This window comes from Streptomyces sp. So13.3 (genome assembly GCF_005860785.2).
GTDB lineage: Bacteria > Actinomycetota > Actinomycetes > Streptomycetales > Streptomycetaceae > Actinacidiphila > Actinacidiphila fildesensis.
The window spans coordinates 7314269-7331925 of record NZ_CP048835.1 but is presented as its reverse complement, the minus strand read 5'-3'; the positions used below and the strand labels follow the sequence as shown (position 1 = coordinate 7331925).

Sequence of the window (17657 nt, the reverse complement as noted above, 5' to 3'; positions counted from 1 at the left end):
AGAGCCGGGTGTCAGCCCGTGTGGCTCGGGCTGACCACCATCGCCGAGCCGCCGCCGCGCCGGGTCGTCTCGGCCGCGGCGAGCCAGCGGCCGTCGGGCAGTCGCTGGATGCCGGTGGCCGCGCCGATCTCCGGGTTGAGCGTGAAGACATGGCCCAGCGCTTCGAGCTGTGTCCTGGTCGCGCTGGTGAACAGGGCCGGTTCGAGTTCGGTGGCCGCCGCGTTGCGCTGGCTGGCGCGCGGTGCGGCGATCGCGTCGACGAGCGGCAGACCGCGGTCGACGTGCTCGGTGAGGACCTGCAGCACGGTGGTGATGATGGTGGAGCCGCCGGGCGAGCCGAGCGCGAACGCGGGACGGCCGTCCCTCAGCACGATCGTCGGGGAGATCGAGGAGCGCGGGCGCTTGCCCGGGCCGGGCAGGTTCGGGTCGTGGACCGCCGGGTTGGCGGGCGCGAACGAGAAGTCCGTCAGCTCGTTGTTGAGCAGGAAGCCGCGGCCGGGAACGACGATGCCGCTGCCGCCGGTCTGCTCGATGGTGAGGGTGTACGAGACGACGTTGCCCCACTTGTCGGCGACGGTCAGGTGCGTGGTGTTCTCGCCCTCGTACGTCGTCGGCGCGGCCGTGCCGGTACCGCCGCAGGCGGCGGGGTGGCGCGGGTCGCCCGGTGCGAGCGGGCTGGTGAGCACCGCGGTGTCCTTGATGAGGCAGCCGCGCGAGTCCGCGTAGCGCTGCGAGAGCAGTCCGCCGGTCGGGACGTCCTCGAAGGCCGGGTCGCCGAGCCAGCGCCCGCGGTCGGCGAAGGCGATCCGGCTCGCCTCGATGTAGCGGTGCAGGTACTGGGCGTCGGTGGCCTTCTTCGACGAGAGGTTCGCCCGCTCCATGATGTTGAGCGCCTCACCGACCGTCGTGCCGCCCGACGAGGACGGTGCGATCGAGTAGACGTCGTAGCCCCGGTAGGAGACCTGGGTCGGGGCCTGCCGCTTGGCCGCGTAGCCGCGCAGGTCCGCGGTGGTCAGATCGCCGGGACGCACCACGCGGGTGGCGTTGGGGTCGACCGGGGGCTTGCGGACCGTGCTGACGATGTCGGCGCCGATGTCCCCCTGGTAGATCGCTCCGACGCCCTTCCTGCCCAGCTCCTGGTAGGTGCGGGCGAGGTCCGGGTTGGTGAGCGTGGAGCCGACCACGGGCGGGGCGCCGCCCGGCAGGAAGATCTTCGCGGTGGCCGGGAAGTCCTTGAAGCGGTCCTGGTTCGCCGCGGTCTGCGAGCGGAAGGTCTCGTCGACGGTGAAGCCGTCGCGTGCGATCCGCTCGGCGGGCTTGAGCACCTGCCCCAGCGGGCGGCTGCCCCAGTTGTCGAGGGCGGTTGCCCAGGTGGCGGGGGTGCCGGGGGTGCCGACGCTCAGGCCGCTGGTGACCGCGTCGGCGAACGGGAGCGGTTTGCCGTTCTCCTGGAAGAGCGTCTCGGTGGCACTGCGCGGCGCGGTCTCCCGGCCGTCGATGGTGAACACCTTGTGCAGCCGCGCGTTGTAGTAGACGAAGTACCCGCCGCCGCCGACGCCCGCCGAGTACGGCTCGGTGACGCCGAGCGCGGCCGCGGTGGCCACCGCCGCGTCCACGGCGTTGCCGCCCTGGCGGAGCACCTCGATACCGGCCGCGGAGGCGTCCGCGTCCACACTGGCGACCGCGCCCCCGTAGCCGACCGCGACCGGCACCTTGGCCGGCCGGGCCCGCGCATCCTGCGGGGCCGACTGCGCCGGTGGGGCCGCGGCTCCCACCGTGACAACAGCGGCCGTGACGGCCAGCAGCGACAAACTCCGGACGGCGGGGAGACGCATACGGTTTCCTCCAGTCAACACGGGTCCGCGCAGCCTAACTTGGGTACGGCGATCCCGTCAGGAGCGCGTTCGCTCGAACACCGCTACGATGCCCGGCCATGAGCGATGACGTCCGCAACCTCGTGCTGGGCCTGGCGGCCAGCGCCATCAGTGCAGCGCTGGGCTGGTTTGTCCGCACTTATGTGTGGCGCCGGAAACTGCACCGCAAGCAGCGTTTCTTCGGGCTGCCCAGCGGCTCCGAATGCCTTCTGGTGGTGCCGCGCGACCCCGGGGCCCGGGTGTGGAGCGTCGCCCGCCATGACGCGTTCGCGCTGCTGGAACTGGCCGCGCTGATCAAGGACTGCGGGGCGCACGCCGAGATCCTGCCGCACGACACGGCCTGGCAGGGCTTCGGGGCACGTACCGAGTTCTGCGTGGGCGGCCCCGTCGCCAATCACCGGCTGGGGGCGCACCTGCGGTCGATGCTGCCGGGCATAGAGATCAATACCGATGCCTCCCCCGGGCCCGACCAGGGGGCGTTCACCATCGACGGCGAGACCTACCGGATGGACAAGGGCGCCGTCGAGTACGTCCTGCTGGCCCGGCTGGCCGCCGTGCGGGACGCCGGCAACGACCGCCCGGTCTTCCTCTCCTCCGGTCAGCGCGGTGTCGCCAACCAGGCGGCCGTGCGGTATCTGGCCCGGCACCATGTGCGGCTGTCGCGCAAGCACGGCATCGACGGCACGTTCTGCCTGCTGCTCAGGGTCGTCAACTCGCAGGCCTACGGTCCCGACGTCGTCGAGCTCGTCGCCGATGTGACGCGGGCGGCGCAGACCGTCCCGGTCAGTCGGCCAGACCGATCACCAGCCACATGACGGCACATCCCGCGACCGTGCACAGCAGCGTCGAGCGGGACGGGTGCGGGCTGTGTGCCTCGGGGAGGATGTCGGAGGTCGCCAGGTAGAGCAGGAACCCGGCGAAGAACCCGAGGTAGAGGCCGAGCGCGCCCGGCGGGATGGTGAAGGCGAGGGTGATCGCGGCGCCGATCACCGGGGCGATGGCGTCGCAGCCGAGCAGCACGAGCGCGCGGCCCTGGCCGTTCCCGTACATCCGGGTGATCGTGTACGTGTTGAAGCCGTCGGCGAAGTCGTGCGCGACCACGGCGATGGCGACCACCAGGCCGACCGTGCTGCCGGCCTGGAACGCGGCGCCGATCGCGAAGCCGTCCATGACGCTGTGGCCGACGAGCGCCGAGGCGGCGGTGAGCCCGATGCCTTTGACGGGTTCACCGGGGTCGGTGGGCACCGGGCCGTGGGCGTGGGTGTGCGCGGCGTACTCGCCCTCGTGTGCGCGGTGGATCGCCACCGACCGCTCGACGATGTGCAGGGTGAGGAAGCCCCCGACGAACATCAGCAGCGCGGCGGGGACGCCGAAGACGTCGTCGGCCTGCAGGTCCAGCGCTTCGGGCAGCAGGTCGAAGCCCACCACCCCGAGCATCAGCCCGGCGGCGAGTCCCAGCACCAGATGGCGGCGGTCACCGATGTGCTGGGCGACCAGTCCGCCGATCAGGGTCATCACGAACGCGCCGAGGGCTATCAGCACCGCCATCCGCGTTCACCCGCCTCCGCCGCCGGCCCGCCCGCTTCCGCCCATGATCGGCGAAGCGGACCGGCGGCGCGAGTCAGGGCAGGTCAGAGCAGGTCAGTGCCGGTCGGTGCCCGGTCAGTGGTGGCGGCAGCGCGGGTCGATCCGGTCGAGTACGGCGACGGCCATGGCCTTCTCGCCCTTGGCGTTGGGGTGCGCTGGCGCGGCCGGGGAGGCCGGTACCAGCGGCTCGATCCAGCGGTTGGCGGGCGCCGTGCACATGTCGTGGCCGACGGTCGGCCGGTAGGTGTCGACGTACTCGGCGTGCGCGGCCCCGGCCTGCCGGCGCAGCATCGTGTTGAGCCGCTTCTCGGTGTCCTTGAGGTACCCGAAGTCCTTGTCCGCGAAGGGGACGGCGGGACGGCACCCGACGCCGTTGTCCGGCAGCAGGTCCGGGTAGCCGACGACGACCACCCGGGCGTGCGGGGAGCGGGCGTGGATGGCGCGCAGCACGGCCGCGACCTTCGGCGCCGTCTGCTGGATGTTGAGGGCGAGCTGGTCGGTGCCGGTCGCGGTGTAGTGCTTCTGACAGGGGTTGCCGGTCGGGTCGGTGGCGCTGAGCACGGCGCAGGTGCCGATGATCGAGCCGAAGCCGACGTCGTTGCCGCCGATCTGCAGCGTGACGAGGTCGGTGCCGCGGTTCAGCGCGTCGAGCTGCGGTCCGTTGGTACCCTGCGGCTTCCACATCTCGGCGGTGGTGGCGCCGCCGCAGCTGACGTCCTTGACGGCCGCGAACCGCTGGTCCTCGGCGACCAGCGACGGGTAGTTGTGGCTGGACCGCGCGCAGTTGGCGTCCACCTGGTCGGGGATGCCGGGCCCTGAGGTGTACGAGTCGCCGAGCGCCGCGTAGCTGACGCCGTGTCCGTGACCGGAGTGACCCGGCCGGCCCGAATGGGCCGAGGCCGGGGCGGCGATGCCCGCGGTGAGGGCCAGGGCCCCGCCGAGTGCGGCTGCTGCCAGGACGGTGGTGCGGGCCATCGGTACCCCCAGTGTCGACGGTGACGAGCATCAGATTCCGCGCGTACCGCGCCGGGTGTCAATGACCTTGACGAAAGATCGTCCGACGCACTCGTGTTCGATCGACCCGCCCCGACGGGCCGTCACCTGCCGCCACCTGCCCCGGGTGCGCCTCCGGCGTCTCACGGGCGCCCCACCGCCCTCAGATCGTTACCCGTGCGTAACATGCACGCCTATTACCGCCGGTAAGGCCGCGAGGTTACTCTCCAGTCACTTTGCATCCGGCCAGACAGGAGCAGTCATGAGAGCAACCACAGCAGGTGTCGTCGGCGCGGCGCTGCTCGCCTCCACGGCATTCGGTCTGGCCCCGCTGGCACAAGCCGCGCCGGCACCCACCGTGGTCACCGCCGCCAGCGCGCAGGCCGCGGCCGCGTCGACCTTCCGGTTCGTCGACATCCCGGGCTCCGGCGGCATCACGCTCAAGGGCAACGTCTTCACCCCCGGCGGATACGACGGCTCGCAGCGCTACCCCGTCGTCGTGCTCCCGAGCAGCTGGGCCATCAACGACCTCGAGTACGTCGCCCAGGCCAAGCAGCTCGCGGACTCCGGGTACGTCGTCGTCAGCTACACCTCGCGCGGCTTCTGGCTCTCCGGCGGGCAGATCGAGACCGCGGGACCGCCCGATGTCGCCGACGTGTCCAAGGTCATCGACTGGACGCTCGCCAACACCCCGGCCGACCCCGACCACATCGGGATGGCGGGCGTCTCGTACGGCGCCGGCATCGGCCTGCTCGGCGCCGCGCACGACCCGCGCATCAAGGCCGTCGTCGCGCTCAGCGGCTGGGCCGACCTCATCGACTCGATCTACCAGGGCCGTACCCCGCATCTGCAGGCCGCCGCCCTGCTCGGCGGCGCGGGCTACCTCACCGGCCGCCCGAGCCCCGAACTCCAGAAGATCCTGGGCAACTTCCTCACCGCGAACCTCGCCGCCGAGGACGAGATGATCGCCTGGGGCAAGCTCCGCTCCCCCGTGACCTACCTGGATCAGCTGAACGCCAACGGCACGGCGGTCATGCTCGCCAACGCCTGGGGCGACAGCCTCTTCCCGCCGAACCAGTACGCGAAGTTCTACGAGAAGCTGACCGGCCCCAAGCGCCTCGAGTTCCGGCCCGGCGACCACGCCACCGCCGAGGCGACCGGCCTGCTCGGCCTGCCCAACGACACCTGGGCCAGCTCCAGGCGGTGGCTCGACCACTACCTCAAGGGCGTGGACAACGGCATCGACCACGAGCAGCCGGTCCAGCTCAAGTCCCGTTCCACCGGCGCCTACGAGAGCTACGACAGCTGGTCCGCGGTCCCGTCACGGACCACCACCCTCAAGCTCGGCGCCAAGGGGCTGCGCACCGGAGAGCTCGGCGGCGACGCCGGTTCCGGCTGGCGCACCACCATCGGCACCAATGTCGACTCGGGCGCCGACGGCGGGATCATCTTCCTGTCCAGCCTGCTCGACCAGTTCGCCCAGGCCCCGCCCGTCGCGTCGATCCCGCTGCTGCCGCGCGCCTTCGCCACCGTCTGGCAGTCCGCCGCGTACGGCACCGCCCAGCACGTCCGCGGCACCTCGACGCTGCACACCACGCTGACCCCGTCGGCCGCCGGCGGAACCGTCATCGCGTACCTCTACGACGTCGACTCCCTGGGCATCGGCAAGCTGGTCACGCACGCGCCCTACACCTGGGTCGGACGCACCCCCGGAAAGGCCTTCACCACCGACATCGACCTGCTCTCCACCGCCTACGACGTGCCGGCCGGCCACCGGCTGGCGCTGGTCGTCGACACCGTCGACCCGCTCTACATCGAGCAGAACCCGCTCTTCTCCACGGTCACCGTCTCGTCGCCGGCGTCCGACCCGTCCTGGCTGTCGGTCCCGCTGCACGACCAGTAACGCGCCGGCAGATCCGTCAGATCTGCTGCGGTGGCGTCGTCGCGACCGGCGTGCCCTTCGTCTTGGGGTTGTGCCGTTCGCGGCGCGCCAGCCAGTTCGCGAACCACGACAGCAGCATGCACATCCCGATGTAGATCGGCGCGATCACCATCACGACCGGGATGAACGGCAGGTCGTAGTCGAGATTGGTGGCGATGAGCTTGCCGTTGTAGAGGAACTCCTCATAGGTGATGAGGTAGCCGAGCGAGGTGTCCTTCAGCGCCACCACCAGCTGGCTGATGATCGCGGGCAGCATCGCGCGGGCCGCCTGCGGCACCAGGATGTACGTCATCACCTGTGTCTTGCGCATCCCGAGCGCGTAGGCGGCCTCGCCCTGGCCGCGCGACACGGAGTTCACACCGGTACGGAAGACCTCCGCGAGCACCGAGCCGTTGTAGAGCGTCAGACCGGTGATCAGCGCCATCATCGGCTCGACCTTGAGCGCGATGAAGATGAAGAAGATCATCACCAGCAGCGGCATCGCCCGGAAGAACTCCACCACCAGGGTGCTCACCCAGCGGATCACCCGGTGCTCGGAGAGCCGGCCGGCGGCGAACAGCGCGCCGAAGGCGAGCGAGAGCACCGCCGCCCAGATGAACGCCTTGAGGGTGTTGGCGAGCCCGGTCAGCAGCAGCCGCTGGATGCCCTGGTACTCGAACGGCACCCACTTGGTCGACTCGAACTGGCCGGTGTGGATCAGCATGTAGATGATCCAGCCGACCAGCGCCGCCAGCAGGGCGGTGGTGATCCACGCGTAGAGCCGGTGGCGCGCCAGCGCCTTCGGGCCCGGAATGTCGTACAGCGCACTGCTCATCGCACGACCCCCATCTTCTTCTCCAGCACGTTGAAGAGCAGGCTGATCGACAGCGTGATGATCAGGTAGCCGACCGCGATCCAGATGAAGGACCAGATGATGCTGTAGCCCAGCTCGTTGAGGGGCTTGTAGGTGCCGAGCAGTTCGGTGACCGAGAAGGAGCCGGCGATCGCGGAGTTCTTGGCGAGCGCGATGAGCGTCGAGCCGATCGGCGAGATGACCGCGCGGCCCGCCTGCGGGAGCACCACCAGGTTCAGGGTCTGGATGAACGTCATGCCGAGGCTGCGGGCGGCCTCGCCCTGGCCCAGCGGCACGGTGTTGATGCCCGACCTGACCGCCTCGCAGATGAACGCCGAGGTGTAGCAGGCCAGCGCGAGGACCGCGAAGGTGGTGAACGGCAGCCGCAGCCCGAACCGCGGCAGTCCCAGCAGCACCGCGAAGAACAGCAGGGTCAGCGGGGTGTTGCGCAGCACGGTGACCCAGGTGGTGCCGAAGACGCGCAGCGCCTTGACCGGCGAGACCCGGAAGCCGGCGATGATCACGCCGCCGACCAGTGCCAGCACACCCGCGTACAGGGTCAGTTCGAGGGTGCCGAGGAAACCCTTGCCGTAGAGGGAGAAGTTGTCGAGCAGTACGTTCATGTGCGGCGGCCCTCTCAGTACCGGTCGACGGCGGGCGGGGTGGGCGCCGGGACCCCGGACAGGCCGAGGGTCGCGTCGTACGCCTTCTTCCAGTCGCCGTTCTTCTCGTGGGCCACGATCGCGTCGTCGAGCGCGAGCCGCAGAGCGTTGTCGCTCCTGGCCACGCCGACCCCGTAGGGCTCCTTGGAGAACGCCTTGCCGACGAGCTTCATCTCGTCGGGTGCCTTGGCCGCGTAGCCCAGCAGGATCGAGTCGTCGGTGGTGACGGCGTCGACCTGGAAGGTCAGCAGGTTGTCCACGCAGACGGAGTAGGTGTCGTAGGTGACGGGGATGGCGTCGGGGTAGTCCGACTCGATGCGCTGGATCGGGGTGGAACCGGCGGCCGAGCAGACCTTCTTGCCCTTCAGGTCCTGCGGGCCCTTGATGTCGTTCTCGTCCTTGCGCACCAGCAGGCCCTGGCCCGCGACGTAGTACGGACCGGCGAAGCCGACCTGCTGCTTGCGCTTGTCGTTGATCGTGTACGTGCCGACGTAGTAGTCGATCTGGCCGTTGCTGAGCGCGGTCTCGCGGTTGGCGGAGGCCACCGACTTGTACTGGATCTGGTCGAGGCCGAAGCCGAGCGACGCGGCGAGCATCCGGGCGATCTCGACGTCGAAGCCCGCGTACGTGCCGTTGGCCGGGTCGCGCTGGCCGAGGTACGGCTGGTCGTCCTTGACCCCGACGACGATCTTGCCGCGCCGGTGGGCGGAGCTCCACGTCTTCGAGTCGGGGAGGGAGAAGTTCCGGTCCACCTTGTAGGTGGGCAGATCGTCGGAGCTCGGGCCCTTCGTGGGCGGACTTCCCTCCTTGCCGCAGCCCACCAGCAGGGCCGCGGCCACGGCGAGCAGCGCGATGTGCCTGTTCTTGCGTCGCATGGCGGTCCCGGGTCGTCAGTGGTGGAGGATCTTGGACAGGAAGTCCTTGGCGCGCTCACTGCGCGGCGCGGTGAAGAACTCCTCCGGGACCCGGTCCTCGACGATCAGGCCGTCGGCCATGAACACGACCCGGTTGGCGGCGGAGCGGGCGAAGCCCATCTCATGGGTGACGACGACCATCGTCATCCCGTCCCGGGCGAGCTGCTGCATGACCTCCAGCACCTCGTTGATCATCTCCGGGTCGAGCGCGGAGGTCGGCTCGTCGAAGAGCAGTGCCTTGGGGTCCATGGCCAGCGCGCGGGCGATCGCCACCCGCTGCTGCTGCCCGCCGGACATCTGCGCGGGGTACTTGTCGGCATGCGCCAGCAGGCCCACCCGGTCGAGCAGTTCCCTGGCCCGTTTGTCCGCGTCGGCGCGGCTGCGGCCGCGTACCTTGACCGGCGCCAGCGCGACGTTCTGCAGCACCGTCTTGTGCGCGAAGAGGTTGAAGGACTGGAACACCATGCCGACGTCGGCGCGCAGCTTGGCCAGTTCCTTGCCCTCGGAGGGCAGCGGCCGGCCGTCGATGGTGATGGTGCCCGACTCGACCGGCTCCAGTCGGTTGATCGCCCGGCACAGCGTGGACTTGCCCGACCCCGAAGGACCGATGACGACCACGACCTCGCCGCGGCCGACGGTCAGGTCGATGTCCCGCAGCACATGCAACTGTCCGAAGTGCTTGTTGACACCACTCAGGACGATCAGTGGATCCATGCGCAGCCCAGCTCACTCTCACCCCGTCGGACAGTCAACGAATGGGCAACCTATCCCTTCAAATCCGCATATCGCGCCGACACGCAGACTGCCGCCAATAACCTGATGTGCGGTGCGCGGGATCGCCGACGGCCCGCGCCGCTGAACGGCGCGGGTCCGGTCGGCAGGGGTGCGGTCGGCGCGGGATCGGGCCGGTCGGGTGCGGCTCCGGGTCAGCCCAGGACCCGGTTGACGAGGGTGTCGCGTTCGGTCTGCGGGATGGCGGTCCAGCGGGTGCCGCGGATCGCGCCTTCGAGTGCGAGCAGGGTGTGCGTGCAGGCGTCCTCGGGAAGGTCCTCGCGGATCTTCTCGAAGGCACGGCCGGCGCCGAGCCGGCGCAGTTCGCCGGCGTCCTCGACGCCGCCGCGGCGCAAGCGGTCGGCAAGGACCGCTCCGATATTCGGCATCTGCTGCAGGGAGTCCACGTCGCGCCTCCGGTACCGAGCTGATCAACTGGTGCGTTTCCGACATCATGCACCGTACGGCCGGGCGCGGAGGCGTCATTGCGCGCCGGACACGCCTGCCTGCCGTCGCATTCCGGTGGCGCGGTCCATCAGTTCGGGTGACGGCGGGCCGTCAGTTCTCGGACTCCTCGGCGAGTGTCTGGGACAGCTCGGGCGTGCCGCTCTCGGCCCAGGCGTGGCCGATCGCGACCACGTCGATCTCGCGGCCCGACTCCAGCCTGACCACCGGCAGGCCGTTCGGCCACACCTGCCAGACCGCGCCGGGCACGGTGCGGACGATGACGGTGCCGAGGTACAGACCGGCGTCGTTGCCGAGCCACGGCAGCACCTCTGGATCGTCGCGCCACTGCGGGACCAACTGGTCGAGAGCCGTCAACGAGCCGGGCGAGTCGTCGAGTTCGACCCCCGCGTCCTCCGCCTGGGCGCGCAGCAGATCGCACTCCGCCAGCAACTCGGCCACGCCCGCGGCGTCCGGGTCGCCGACCCGGACCGCGACCCCTTGCGCCGTCGCGTTCCGCTTGCGCCACTTGTCCAGGAAGGGGATGTCCATACGGCTCAGCGTCGCACCCGGGGCGGTCGGACTTCTACAGGCGCGCCTGCCCCGCTGGTGTTCGGGGGCGGTGGGTCAGCAGCCGATCGCGTAGGCCTTGCGCAGCGTCTCGTGCACCGTCCAGGTCGTCCGGTCCCCCTCGCGCAGGACGCAGACAACGCCGGGGCCGAGTTCGAGCGTGTCGCCGCCCGCCACCTCGACGGTGGCCCGGCCGCTGACCACGACGAACATCTCGTCGGCCTCGGTGTCGGTCACCACGCCCGGGGTGATCTGCCAAATCCCCCGCAGCCGGGTCCCGTCGGCCGACTCCCAGAGCACCTTGCCGGTGACCTCGGGCGTGCCCGACACGATCTGGGCCGGATCGAGCGGCTCGGGCTCCAGTTCGGCGTCGGGTACGTGGACGGCGAAGCTGGCGGAGGGCAGGTCAACGGTGCTCATGAGCGCCGAGCGTACGGGGCGGCGGGCGGGCGCGGGATCGACAGGTTGTATGCGGTCCCGGGCCCGGCCGTACGCCTCGTAAGTGGTCCGGTGCGGTCAGACGTCCAGATCAACGACGACCGGGGCGTGATCGGAGGCGCCCTTGCCCTTGCGCTCCTCACGGTCGACGTACGAGTCGGTGACCGCCTTGGCGAAGGGCTCGTTGCCGTAGACCAGGTCGATCCGCATGCCCCGGTTCTTCGGGAAGCCCAGCTGGCGGTAGTCCCAGTAGGTGTACGGGCGGTCGTACTTGAGCGGCCGCGGCACCACGTCCGTCAGACCCGCGTCGCGCAGGGCGGCAAGGGCGGCGCGCTCCTCGGGGGTGACGTGGGTGGCGCCCTCGAACTGGGACAGGTCCCACACGTCCTCGTCGGTGGGCGCGACGTTGTAGTCGCCCAGCACGGCGAAGGGCCGCGGACCCGCGGCGTCCTCGGCGACCGCGGCGCGCAGCGCCCCGAACCACTGCAGCTTGTAGGCGAAGTGCTCGTGCCCGACCTCGCGGCCGTTGGGCACGTACACCGACCAGACACGGGCCCCGCCGCAGGTGGCGGAGACCGCGCGGGGCTCCAGCACACCCTCGTACTCGGGGCCGCCGGGCAGCCCGGTCACGACGTCCTCCAGGCCCACCTTCGACAGCAGCGCCACGCCGTTCCACCGGCCCGTGGCGTTGACGGCCGCCTCGTAGCCGAGCTCGCGCAGCTCGTCGAAGGGGAACTGCTCCAACGAGCACTTGGTCTCCTGAAGGCACAGCACATCCGTGCCGGTGCTCTCCAGCCAGGCGAGCAGGCGCGGCAGACGGGCGGTGATCGAGTTGACGTTCCAGGTGGCGATGCGCATGGACCCGAATCTACCGCCCGGCACCGACAACCGCCCCGGACCAGCCCCCGGACCTTTCTGCCGACCCGCCCCGGGCTGTCCCGGGGCGGTGCGCGCAGGTCGTGCCGTCAGGCCAGTTCGACGGATTCGCCCGGGGCCAGCCGGCGGTGTTCGCCGCCGCCGATGCCGGGGCCGTCAGGACCGAGCATCCGGCCGTAGATCATGAACGCGATGTCGGTGAGCAGCCCGTCGTGGACGTCGAAGGCGCGCTGCGGCTTGACCTCGCGGAGGTAGTCGACGATCTCCGAGAACTTGCTCCAGGGGGCCTGCAGCGGGAGCAGCAGGGTGTCGACGGGGCGGTCGGGGACCGTCAGGGCGTCACCGGGGTGGAAGACCGAGCCGTCGACCACGTAGCCCTGGTTGGCGATCCGCGGGATGTCCGGGTGGATCACGGCGTGCAGCTGGCCGTGCACCTCGATGTCGAAACCCGCCGCGCTGAAGGTGTCACCCTCGCCGACGGTGTGCACCCGGCCGGGGAAGGCCGCCGACACCTGGTCGGCGACGCTCTTGAGGGTCCAGACCTGGGCGGCCGGATTGGCGTCCAGGGCGAGGCGCAGCCGGTCCTCGTTGAAGTGGTCGATGTGCTCGTGGGTGATGAGGATCGCCTCGGCGCCGACCGCGGCGTCCTCCTCCGTGAAGGCACCGGGATCGATGACGAGCACCTGCCCGTCCTTCTCCAGCCTGACGCAGGCGTGGCCCTTCTTGGTCAGCTTCACCGTTGCTCCTCTGCTCCTCGGAACGTGATCAGCGATATCGACGTGCACCGGGTCGTCACCAGGCCGTCAGGGAACCATCATTGCGGAGGATCACCGGCGGGGCGGCCGACGGACGTTTCCTCCTGGATCACGCGCTGCGCGACCGCGAAGGCGGCGTTCGCGGCCGGCACTCCGCAGTAGACGCCCGTGTGCAGCAGCGTCTCCTTGATCTCGGCGGGGGTGAGGCCGTTGCGCAGCGCCGCGCGGGTGTGGGAGGCGAGCTCGTCGAGGTGCCCGCGGGCGGTGAGTGCCGTCAGCGTGATGATGCTGCGGGTGCGCCGGTCCAGGCCGGGCCGCGCCCACACCTCTCCCCAGGCGTAGCGGGTGATGAACTCCTCGAAGTCCCCGGTGAAGTCGTCGGCCCCCGCGGCGGCCCGGTCGACATGCGCGTCGCCCAGGACTTCCCTGCGGATCCGCAGGCCCTCGTCGTACGGGTCGACGCGGCCCGCCTACACCGCGGCGGGCTGCTCGGCGGCCGGCGGGGCGGGCGGGGACTGGAGCACGGCGGTGGTGGAGGCGATGGCGGACTCGGTCCAGGCGGCGCCGAAGTGCCGTACCAGCAGCTCGCCGACGGCCGCGGGCTGCTCCACCGGGGTGAGGTGGGAGGCGGCGGGCACCACGGCGAGTCGGGCGTCGGGGATCCCCGCGACCAGGACGCGGGCGTCGGCGGGCGGCGTCGCGGGGTCGTCCGCGCCGGCCACCACGAGGGTCGGGACGGTGATCCGGCCCAGCTCGTCGCGCACGTCGTGCGCCGCCAGCGCCTCGCACGCGGCGATGTAGCACTCCGCGTCGGTGGTGCGCACCATCTGCACGGCCCATTCGACGATGGCGCCCTGGGCGGCCCGGTAGCCGTCGGTGAACCACCGCTCGGGGACGGTGTAGGAGAACTGCCCGAGGCCGTTGGCCCGGACGATGACCCCGCGCTGCCGCCAGGCGTCGGCGGTGCCGTGGCGGGCGGCGGAGGAGACGAGGGCCAGCGCCGCGACCCGGTCGGGGCGCGCCAGCGCGATCCGGACGCCGACGGCCGCGCCGAGGGAGCAGCCCGCGTAGCCGAACCGGTCGATGCCGAGCAGGTCGAGGGTGGCGAGCAGCCGGTCCGCCAGCTCGGTGACCGAGGTCGCGGGATCGGCGGGCGCACCCCCGTGGCCGGGCAGGTCGTAGCGCAGGACCCGCCACTGGCGGGTCAGCTCGGGCAGTTGGCGGTCCCACATGTGCCAGGTGGTGCCGAGGGCGGGGCCCAGGACGAGTACGGGGGCGTCCTCGGGGCCGTCGAGCCGGTGCTGGAGGGTCTTCTGGTCGCTCACCGGGTTCACGCTATCGAGTGACGGGAAGCGGCTGGTCACCCGCCCCCCGCGGCCCGCCAGGACCCGTGCGGGCGCCCGCCTCCGACCGGTGGGGCGGGCGCGTGGGGGGATGGTTCCGTCAGAAGTTGATCGTGGAGACGATGTACACGACGGGATGGTCCAGATCGCTGAGGTCGACGGTGATGTCGTGGTCCGGCTTGTCACCGTGCTGGGTCGTCGACACTCCGCCCCAGTCGTGGCCCGGCCGGAAGAGCCAGCCGGGCACCTTCGCCTGGTCGGGGGTGATGGTGACGTCGCCCGGCTTCAGCGCGGAGCGGCTGGTGCCCAGCTGCGCGAGGAAGGTGTCGAGCCCGCCCGCGGTGGACGTGAACTGGACGTAGAGCGCGCTCGTGTTCCAGTTGTTCGTCTCCATGTAGGCGATCTTCCGCGTCCAGTCCAGCGGGACCGGCACCTGGTATATCCGGCGCTGCACCTGGCTGGGCCAGTCCCACGTCAGGTGCTTGGCGGCCGCCGACTCCTCCTTGTCCTGGCCGCTGTTGCGGCTCTGCTCGGCGGAGACGATCACATAGCCGACGGGTACCAGGATCAGCAGCGGGACGACGGTCCACTGGACCCAGCGGGGCACCTGGCGCAGCGGCCTGCTGTGCGGGCGGTCGACGCTCATCGGCCCGCCGCCCGGACGAAGCGCTCGTAGCGCTCGACACGGCGCCGGTTGGCGCGGCGGAACCGCCGGGCGACCAGCCGGGCGAGGTCGGCGGCGCCGACCAGCCCGGCCTCGTTGCCCAGCTCGGCCTGCACGATGCGGGCCTCGGGGCGGTAGCCGCGCCCGGTGAGGTTGCGGCGGAAGGCGTCCCGGGCCGGGCCGATGAGCAGGTCGTCGGCGGCGCTGACGCCACCGCCGATGACGAAGCAGGACGGGTCCAGCGCGGCGGCGAGGTTGGCGATGCCGACGCCGAGCCACTGGCCGATGTCCTGGAGCAGCTCGATGCACATCGCGTCGCCCTCCCGGGCCAGCTGCGTGATCAGCGGTCCGGTGATGTCGCCGATGTTGCCGCCGACCCGGTCGATGATCCCGTACGCGACGGGCGACTCGGCGGCGGCCATCTCGCGGGCCTCGCGGACCAGCGCGTTGCCCGAGCTGTACTGCTCCCAGCAGCCGCGGTTGCCGCAGGGGCAGCGGTGGCCGCCGGGGACGACCTGCATATGGCCGAACTCGCCGGCCACGCCGTAGCGGCCGCGCTTGACGTGGCCGTCCTCCAGGATGGCGCCGCCGATGCCGGTACCCAGCGTGATCATGACGAGGTCGTCCTGGCCGCGGCCGGCGCCGAAGCGCCATTCGGCCCAGGCCGCGGTGTTGGCGTCGTTGTCGACCATGACCGGCACCAGCAGCCGTTCCTCCAGCCGGTCGCGCAGCGGTTCGTCGCGCCAGGACAGGTGCGGGGCGAAGAGCACCCGGGAGCGGTCGGCGTCGACCCAGCCGGCGGCGCCGATGCCGACCGCGTGCACGTCGTGCCGCTCCGACAGGTCCAGCACCAGCTCGACGATGGTGTCCTCGACGACCTTGGGGCTCTTGCTCCGGTCCGGTGTCTCGGTCCTGAGCTGCTCCAGGATGTTGCCGTCCGGGTCCACGACCCCGGCCGCCACCTTGGTGCCGCCGATGTCGATGCCGACCGTCGGCACCCTCGGCGCCGTCAGATGGGAGCGGCGCTCCCGGCGGCCGACGGTCTGCAGCACCGTCGCACGGGCGGCGCCCTTGCGCTGGAATGCTGATCGGTCGCTGCGTGACGCTGCTGGCAAGGGTCGTCTCCGGATCGGTGGCTGTCGTGCCGATTGTGCCGCACCGGGGACGTACCCCGCGCAGCACGGGCTGGGTCAGCCCTCGCGGGCGAGCTCGTGGCTGAGCTGCTCCAGCTCGCTGCCGCCCGCCATCTGGCGGGTCAGTTCTTCCAGCGTAATGCCCGTTTTGGCATAGCTCCCGGCCATCGCGCCGCGCTTCAGCAGGACGAACCGGTCGCCGACGAGGAAGGCGTGGTGCGGGTTGTGGGTGATCAGGACCACACCGAGCCCGGCGTCGCGCGCGGCGGCGACGTACTTGAGGACGACGCCGGACTGCTTGACGCCGAGCGCCGCCGTCGGCTCGTCGAGGACCAGCACCTTCGCCCCGAAGTAGACGGCGCGGGCGATGGCGACACACTGCCGTTCACCGCCGGACAGGGTGCCGATGGGCTGGTCCACGTCGCGCAGGTCGATGCCCATCCGCAGCAGCTCACTGCGGGTGGTCTCGCGCATCGTGCGCACGTCGAGCCGGCGGAGCGGTCCACGGCCCTTGGTGGGCTCGGAGCCGAGGAAGAAGTTCCGCCACACCGGCATCAGCGGCACCACCGCGAGGTCCTGGTAGACGGTCGCGATGCCGTGGTCGAGGGCCTCACGCGGCGAGCTGTGGCGCACTGGCTCGCCGTCGACCTCGTAGGTGCCCGCGTCGTGCTGGTGCAGACCCGAGATGATCTTGATGAGGGTGGACTTGCCCGCGCCGTTGTCGCCCAGCACGCAGGTGATCTCACCGGCGTGCACTTCGAGGGAGACCGCTTCCAGGGCCTTGATGTTGCCGTAGTACTTGCTCACGTCGGTGAGCTTCACCAGCGCGCTCATGCGGTCGCCTCCGCCCGCTTGCGGACCCATGCGTTCAGCAGCGTGGCCAGCAGCAGCATGGCCCCGAGGAAGAACTTGAACCAGTCCGGATTCCACTGGGCGTACACGATGCCCTTGCTCGTCATGCCGAAGATGAACGCGCCGACGGCGGAGCCGATCGCCGACCCGTAGCCGCCGGTCATCAGACAGCCGCCGATGACGGCCGCGATGATGTAGAGGAACTCGTTGCCGACACCCTCGCCCGACTGCACCACGTCGAACGAGAAGAGCAGGTGCTGGCCGGAGATCCAGGCGCAGAACGCGACCGCCATGTACAGGCCGATCTTGGTGCGGGACACCGGGACGCCGACCGCGCGGGCGGCGTCCGCGCCGCCGCCGACGGCGAAGATCCAGTTCCCGGCCCGGGTGCGCAGCAGCACCCAGGTGGCGACGGCGACCAGGGCCGCCCACCACAGGATGGTGACCTTCAGGTCGATGTCACCGATGGTGAGGTGCGAGGCGAAGAGCACCCGCGCCGAGTCGAACCCCTCCATGTCGGCGATGGACTTGGTGCTGACCGTGCCGCTAATGAGCTTGGTGAAGCCCAGGTTCAGCCCGGTGAGCATCAGGAAGGTGCCGAGCGTGATGATGAAGCTGGGCAGTTTGGTGCGGGTCAGCAGGAACCCGTTGAAGAAGCCGATGGCCAGGGTGACCACCAGCGACACCGCGACGCCCGCCCAGACGTTCGCCGTCATCTGGTAGCTGAACATCGAGGACACCAGCGCGGAGCTGGTGACCATCACACCGGTCGACAGGTCGAACTCGCCGCCGATCATCAGCAGGGCGACGGGCACCGCCATGATGCCGATGGTCGAGGCGGCGTACAGCACGGTCCCGAAGCTGGACCACTGCAGGAACGAGTCGGCGGCGACCGAGAAGAAGATGAAGACGGCCGCGGCGCCGACGACCGAGCCCAGTTCGGGGCGGCCCATCAGCCGGCGCGCCAGCGAGCGGTGCACCAGCCGGTCGTCCGCGGCCTTGCCGCC

Annotated in this window: 18 protein-coding genes and 1 pseudogene; 2 read left to right on the top strand and 17 right to left on the bottom strand. The window is 70.8% G+C overall.

Features of this window, described 5'->3' with window-relative positions:
- Positions 1-11: 11 nt before the first annotated feature.
- A complete protein-coding gene (gene ggt / locus C8250_RS32810; RefSeq protein ID WP_187145060.1) occupies positions 12-1835 on the bottom strand; it encodes a gamma-glutamyltransferase in 1824 nt (607 codons plus the stop codon).
- A 98-nt stretch (positions 1836-1933) separates the two neighbouring features.
- Between ggt and C8250_RS32805 the strand changes: the two genes are divergently transcribed.
- Positions 1934-2689 (top strand): hypothetical protein, encoded by a 756-nt coding sequence (locus C8250_RS32805; protein WP_138355565.1) that lies wholly within the window; start codon positions 1934-1936, stop codon positions 2687-2689.
- Here the strand turns inward: C8250_RS32805 and C8250_RS32800 are convergent.
- Together C8250_RS32800 and C8250_RS32795 are read right to left on the bottom strand one after the other, a co-directional pair.
- The gene (locus C8250_RS32800; protein ID WP_138355566.1) at positions 2658-3422 is read right to left on the bottom strand and encodes a ZIP family metal transporter; all 765 of its coding nucleotides are present in this window, start codon (positions 3420-3422) and stop codon (positions 2658-2660) included. The genes C8250_RS32805 and C8250_RS32800 overlap by 32 nt on opposite strands.
- 114 nt (positions 3423-3536) lie before the next feature.
- Positions 3537-4436, bottom strand: a complete 900-nt coding sequence (locus C8250_RS32795) for an SGNH/GDSL hydrolase family protein (RefSeq protein WP_187145059.1) — start codon at positions 4434-4436, stop codon at positions 3537-3539.
- A 280-nt stretch (positions 4437-4716) separates the two neighbouring features.
- Between C8250_RS32795 and C8250_RS32790 the strand changes: the two genes are divergently transcribed.
- Positions 4717-6357 carry a CocE/NonD family hydrolase gene (locus C8250_RS32790; protein WP_138355567.1) on the top strand — a complete coding sequence of 547 codons (1641 nt, stop codon included), beginning with the start codon at positions 4717-4719 and terminating at the stop codon, positions 6355-6357.
- Positions 6358-6373: 16 nt separating this feature from the next.
- On the opposite strand, the gene C8250_RS32785 is transcribed toward C8250_RS32790, so the two are convergent.
- The 14 genes and pseudogenes from C8250_RS32785 to C8250_RS32720 form a co-directional block, all read right to left on the bottom strand.
- Entirely contained in the window at positions 6374-7210 is an 837-nt protein-coding gene (locus tag C8250_RS32785) for an amino acid ABC transporter permease (protein ID WP_138355568.1), read from the bottom strand.
- Positions 7207-7851 (bottom strand): amino acid ABC transporter permease, encoded by a 645-nt coding sequence (locus tag C8250_RS32780; RefSeq protein WP_138355569.1) that lies wholly within the window; start codon positions 7849-7851, stop codon positions 7207-7209. Before C8250_RS32780 ends, C8250_RS32785 begins: the two co-directional genes overlap by 4 nt.
- A gap of 14 nt (positions 7852-7865) precedes the next feature.
- A complete protein-coding gene (locus C8250_RS32775) occupies positions 7866-8765 on the bottom strand; it encodes a glutamate ABC transporter substrate-binding protein (protein WP_138355570.1) in 900 nt (299 codons plus the stop codon).
- Positions 8766-8780: 15 nt separating this feature from the next.
- On the bottom strand, positions 8781-9524 hold the full coding sequence (locus C8250_RS32770) for an amino acid ABC transporter ATP-binding protein (protein ID WP_138355571.1): 744 nt from the start codon (positions 9522-9524) through the stop codon (positions 8781-8783).
- 206 nt (positions 9525-9730) lie between these two features.
- Positions 9731-9982, bottom strand: a complete 252-nt coding sequence (locus C8250_RS32765) for a TfoX/Sxy family DNA transformation protein (RefSeq protein WP_138355572.1) — start codon at positions 9980-9982, stop codon at positions 9731-9733.
- A gap of 151 nt (positions 9983-10133) precedes the next feature.
- Positions 10134-10571 carry a DUF6278 family protein gene (locus C8250_RS32760; RefSeq protein WP_138355573.1) on the bottom strand — a complete coding sequence of 146 codons (438 nt, stop codon included), beginning with the start codon at positions 10569-10571 and terminating at the stop codon, positions 10134-10136.
- Between the two features lie 75 nt (positions 10572-10646).
- Positions 10647-11009 carry a cupin domain-containing protein gene (locus tag C8250_RS32755; RefSeq protein ID WP_138355574.1) on the bottom strand — a complete coding sequence of 121 codons (363 nt, stop codon included), beginning with the start codon at positions 11007-11009 and terminating at the stop codon, positions 10647-10649.
- A 96-nt stretch (positions 11010-11105) separates the two neighbouring features.
- Positions 11106-11885 (bottom strand): exodeoxyribonuclease III, encoded by a 780-nt coding sequence (locus tag C8250_RS32750; protein WP_138355575.1) that lies wholly within the window; start codon positions 11883-11885, stop codon positions 11106-11108.
- A gap of 107 nt (positions 11886-11992) precedes the next feature.
- Entirely contained in the window at positions 11993-12640 is a 648-nt protein-coding gene (locus C8250_RS32745) for an MBL fold metallo-hydrolase (RefSeq protein ID WP_138355576.1), read from the bottom strand.
- A 77-nt stretch (positions 12641-12717) separates the two neighbouring features.
- A pseudogene (gene pcaC, locus C8250_RS32740) lies at positions 12718-13983 on the bottom strand (4-carboxymuconolactone decarboxylase).
- Positions 13984-14101: 118 nt separating this feature from the next.
- Positions 14102-14647, bottom strand: coding sequence for a hypothetical protein (locus C8250_RS32735; protein ID WP_203674798.1), 546 nt, complete (start codon positions 14645-14647; stop codon positions 14102-14104).
- Positions 14644-15780, bottom strand: coding sequence for an ROK family glucokinase (locus tag C8250_RS32730; RefSeq protein ID WP_138355578.1), 1137 nt, complete (start codon positions 15778-15780; stop codon positions 14644-14646). The genes C8250_RS32735 and C8250_RS32730 overlap by 4 nt, the downstream gene beginning before the upstream one ends.
- Positions 15781-15855: 75 nt before the next feature.
- Entirely contained in the window at positions 15856-16632 is a 777-nt protein-coding gene (locus tag C8250_RS32725) for an ATP-binding cassette domain-containing protein (protein WP_138355579.1), read from the bottom strand.
- Positions 16629-17603 (bottom strand): ABC transporter permease, encoded by a 975-nt coding sequence (locus C8250_RS32720; protein WP_232485848.1) that lies wholly within the window; start codon positions 17601-17603, stop codon positions 16629-16631. Before C8250_RS32720 ends, C8250_RS32725 begins: the two co-directional genes overlap by 4 nt.
- Positions 17604-17657 lie beyond the last annotated feature (54 nt).

Bases quoted from the DNA above. Each gene is read 5' to 3' on its own strand.
- C8250_RS32760 (WP_138355573.1), bottom strand. From the start codon at position 10,571: ATGGACATCCCCTTCCTGGACAAGTGGCGCAAGCGGAACGCGACGGCG.
- C8250_RS32735 (WP_203674798.1), bottom strand. From the start codon at position 14,647: ATGAGCGTCGACCGCCCGCACAGCAGGCCGCTGCGCCAGGTGCCCCGC.
- C8250_RS32750 (WP_138355575.1), bottom strand. From the start codon at position 11,885: ATGCGCATCGCCACCTGGAACGTCAACTCGATCACCGCCCGTCTGCCG.
- C8250_RS32805 (WP_138355565.1), top strand. From the start codon at position 1,934: ATGAGCGATGACGTCCGCAACCTCGTGCTGGGCCTGGCGGCCAGCGCC.
- ggt (WP_187145060.1), bottom strand. From the start codon at position 1,835: ATGCGTCTCCCCGCCGTCCGGAGTTTGTCGCTGCTGGCCGTCACGGCC.
- C8250_RS32790 (WP_138355567.1), top strand. From the start codon at position 4,717: ATGAGAGCAACCACAGCAGGTGTCGTCGGCGCGGCGCTGCTCGCCTCC.
- C8250_RS32780 (WP_138355569.1), bottom strand. From the start codon at position 7,851: ATGAACGTACTGCTCGACAACTTCTCCCTCTACGGCAAGGGTTTCCTC.
- C8250_RS32775 (WP_138355570.1), bottom strand. From the start codon at position 8,765: ATGCGACGCAAGAACAGGCACATCGCGCTGCTCGCCGTGGCCGCGGCC.
- C8250_RS32725 (WP_138355579.1), bottom strand. From the start codon at position 16,632: ATGAGCGCGCTGGTGAAGCTCACCGACGTGAGCAAGTACTACGGCAAC.
- C8250_RS32755 (WP_138355574.1), bottom strand. From the start codon at position 11,009: ATGAGCACCGTTGACCTGCCCTCCGCCAGCTTCGCCGTCCACGTACCC.
- C8250_RS32800 (WP_138355566.1), bottom strand. From the start codon at position 3,422: ATGGCGGTGCTGATAGCCCTCGGCGCGTTCGTGATGACCCTGATCGGC.
- C8250_RS32720 (WP_232485848.1), bottom strand. From the start codon at position 17,603: ATGGGCCGCCCCGAACTGGGCTCGGTCGTCGGCGCCGCGGCCGTCTTC.
- C8250_RS32795 (WP_187145059.1), bottom strand. From the start codon at position 4,436: ATGGCCCGCACCACCGTCCTGGCAGCAGCCGCACTCGGCGGGGCCCTG.
- C8250_RS32785 (WP_138355568.1), bottom strand. From the start codon at position 7,210: ATGAGCAGTGCGCTGTACGACATTCCGGGCCCGAAGGCGCTGGCGCGC.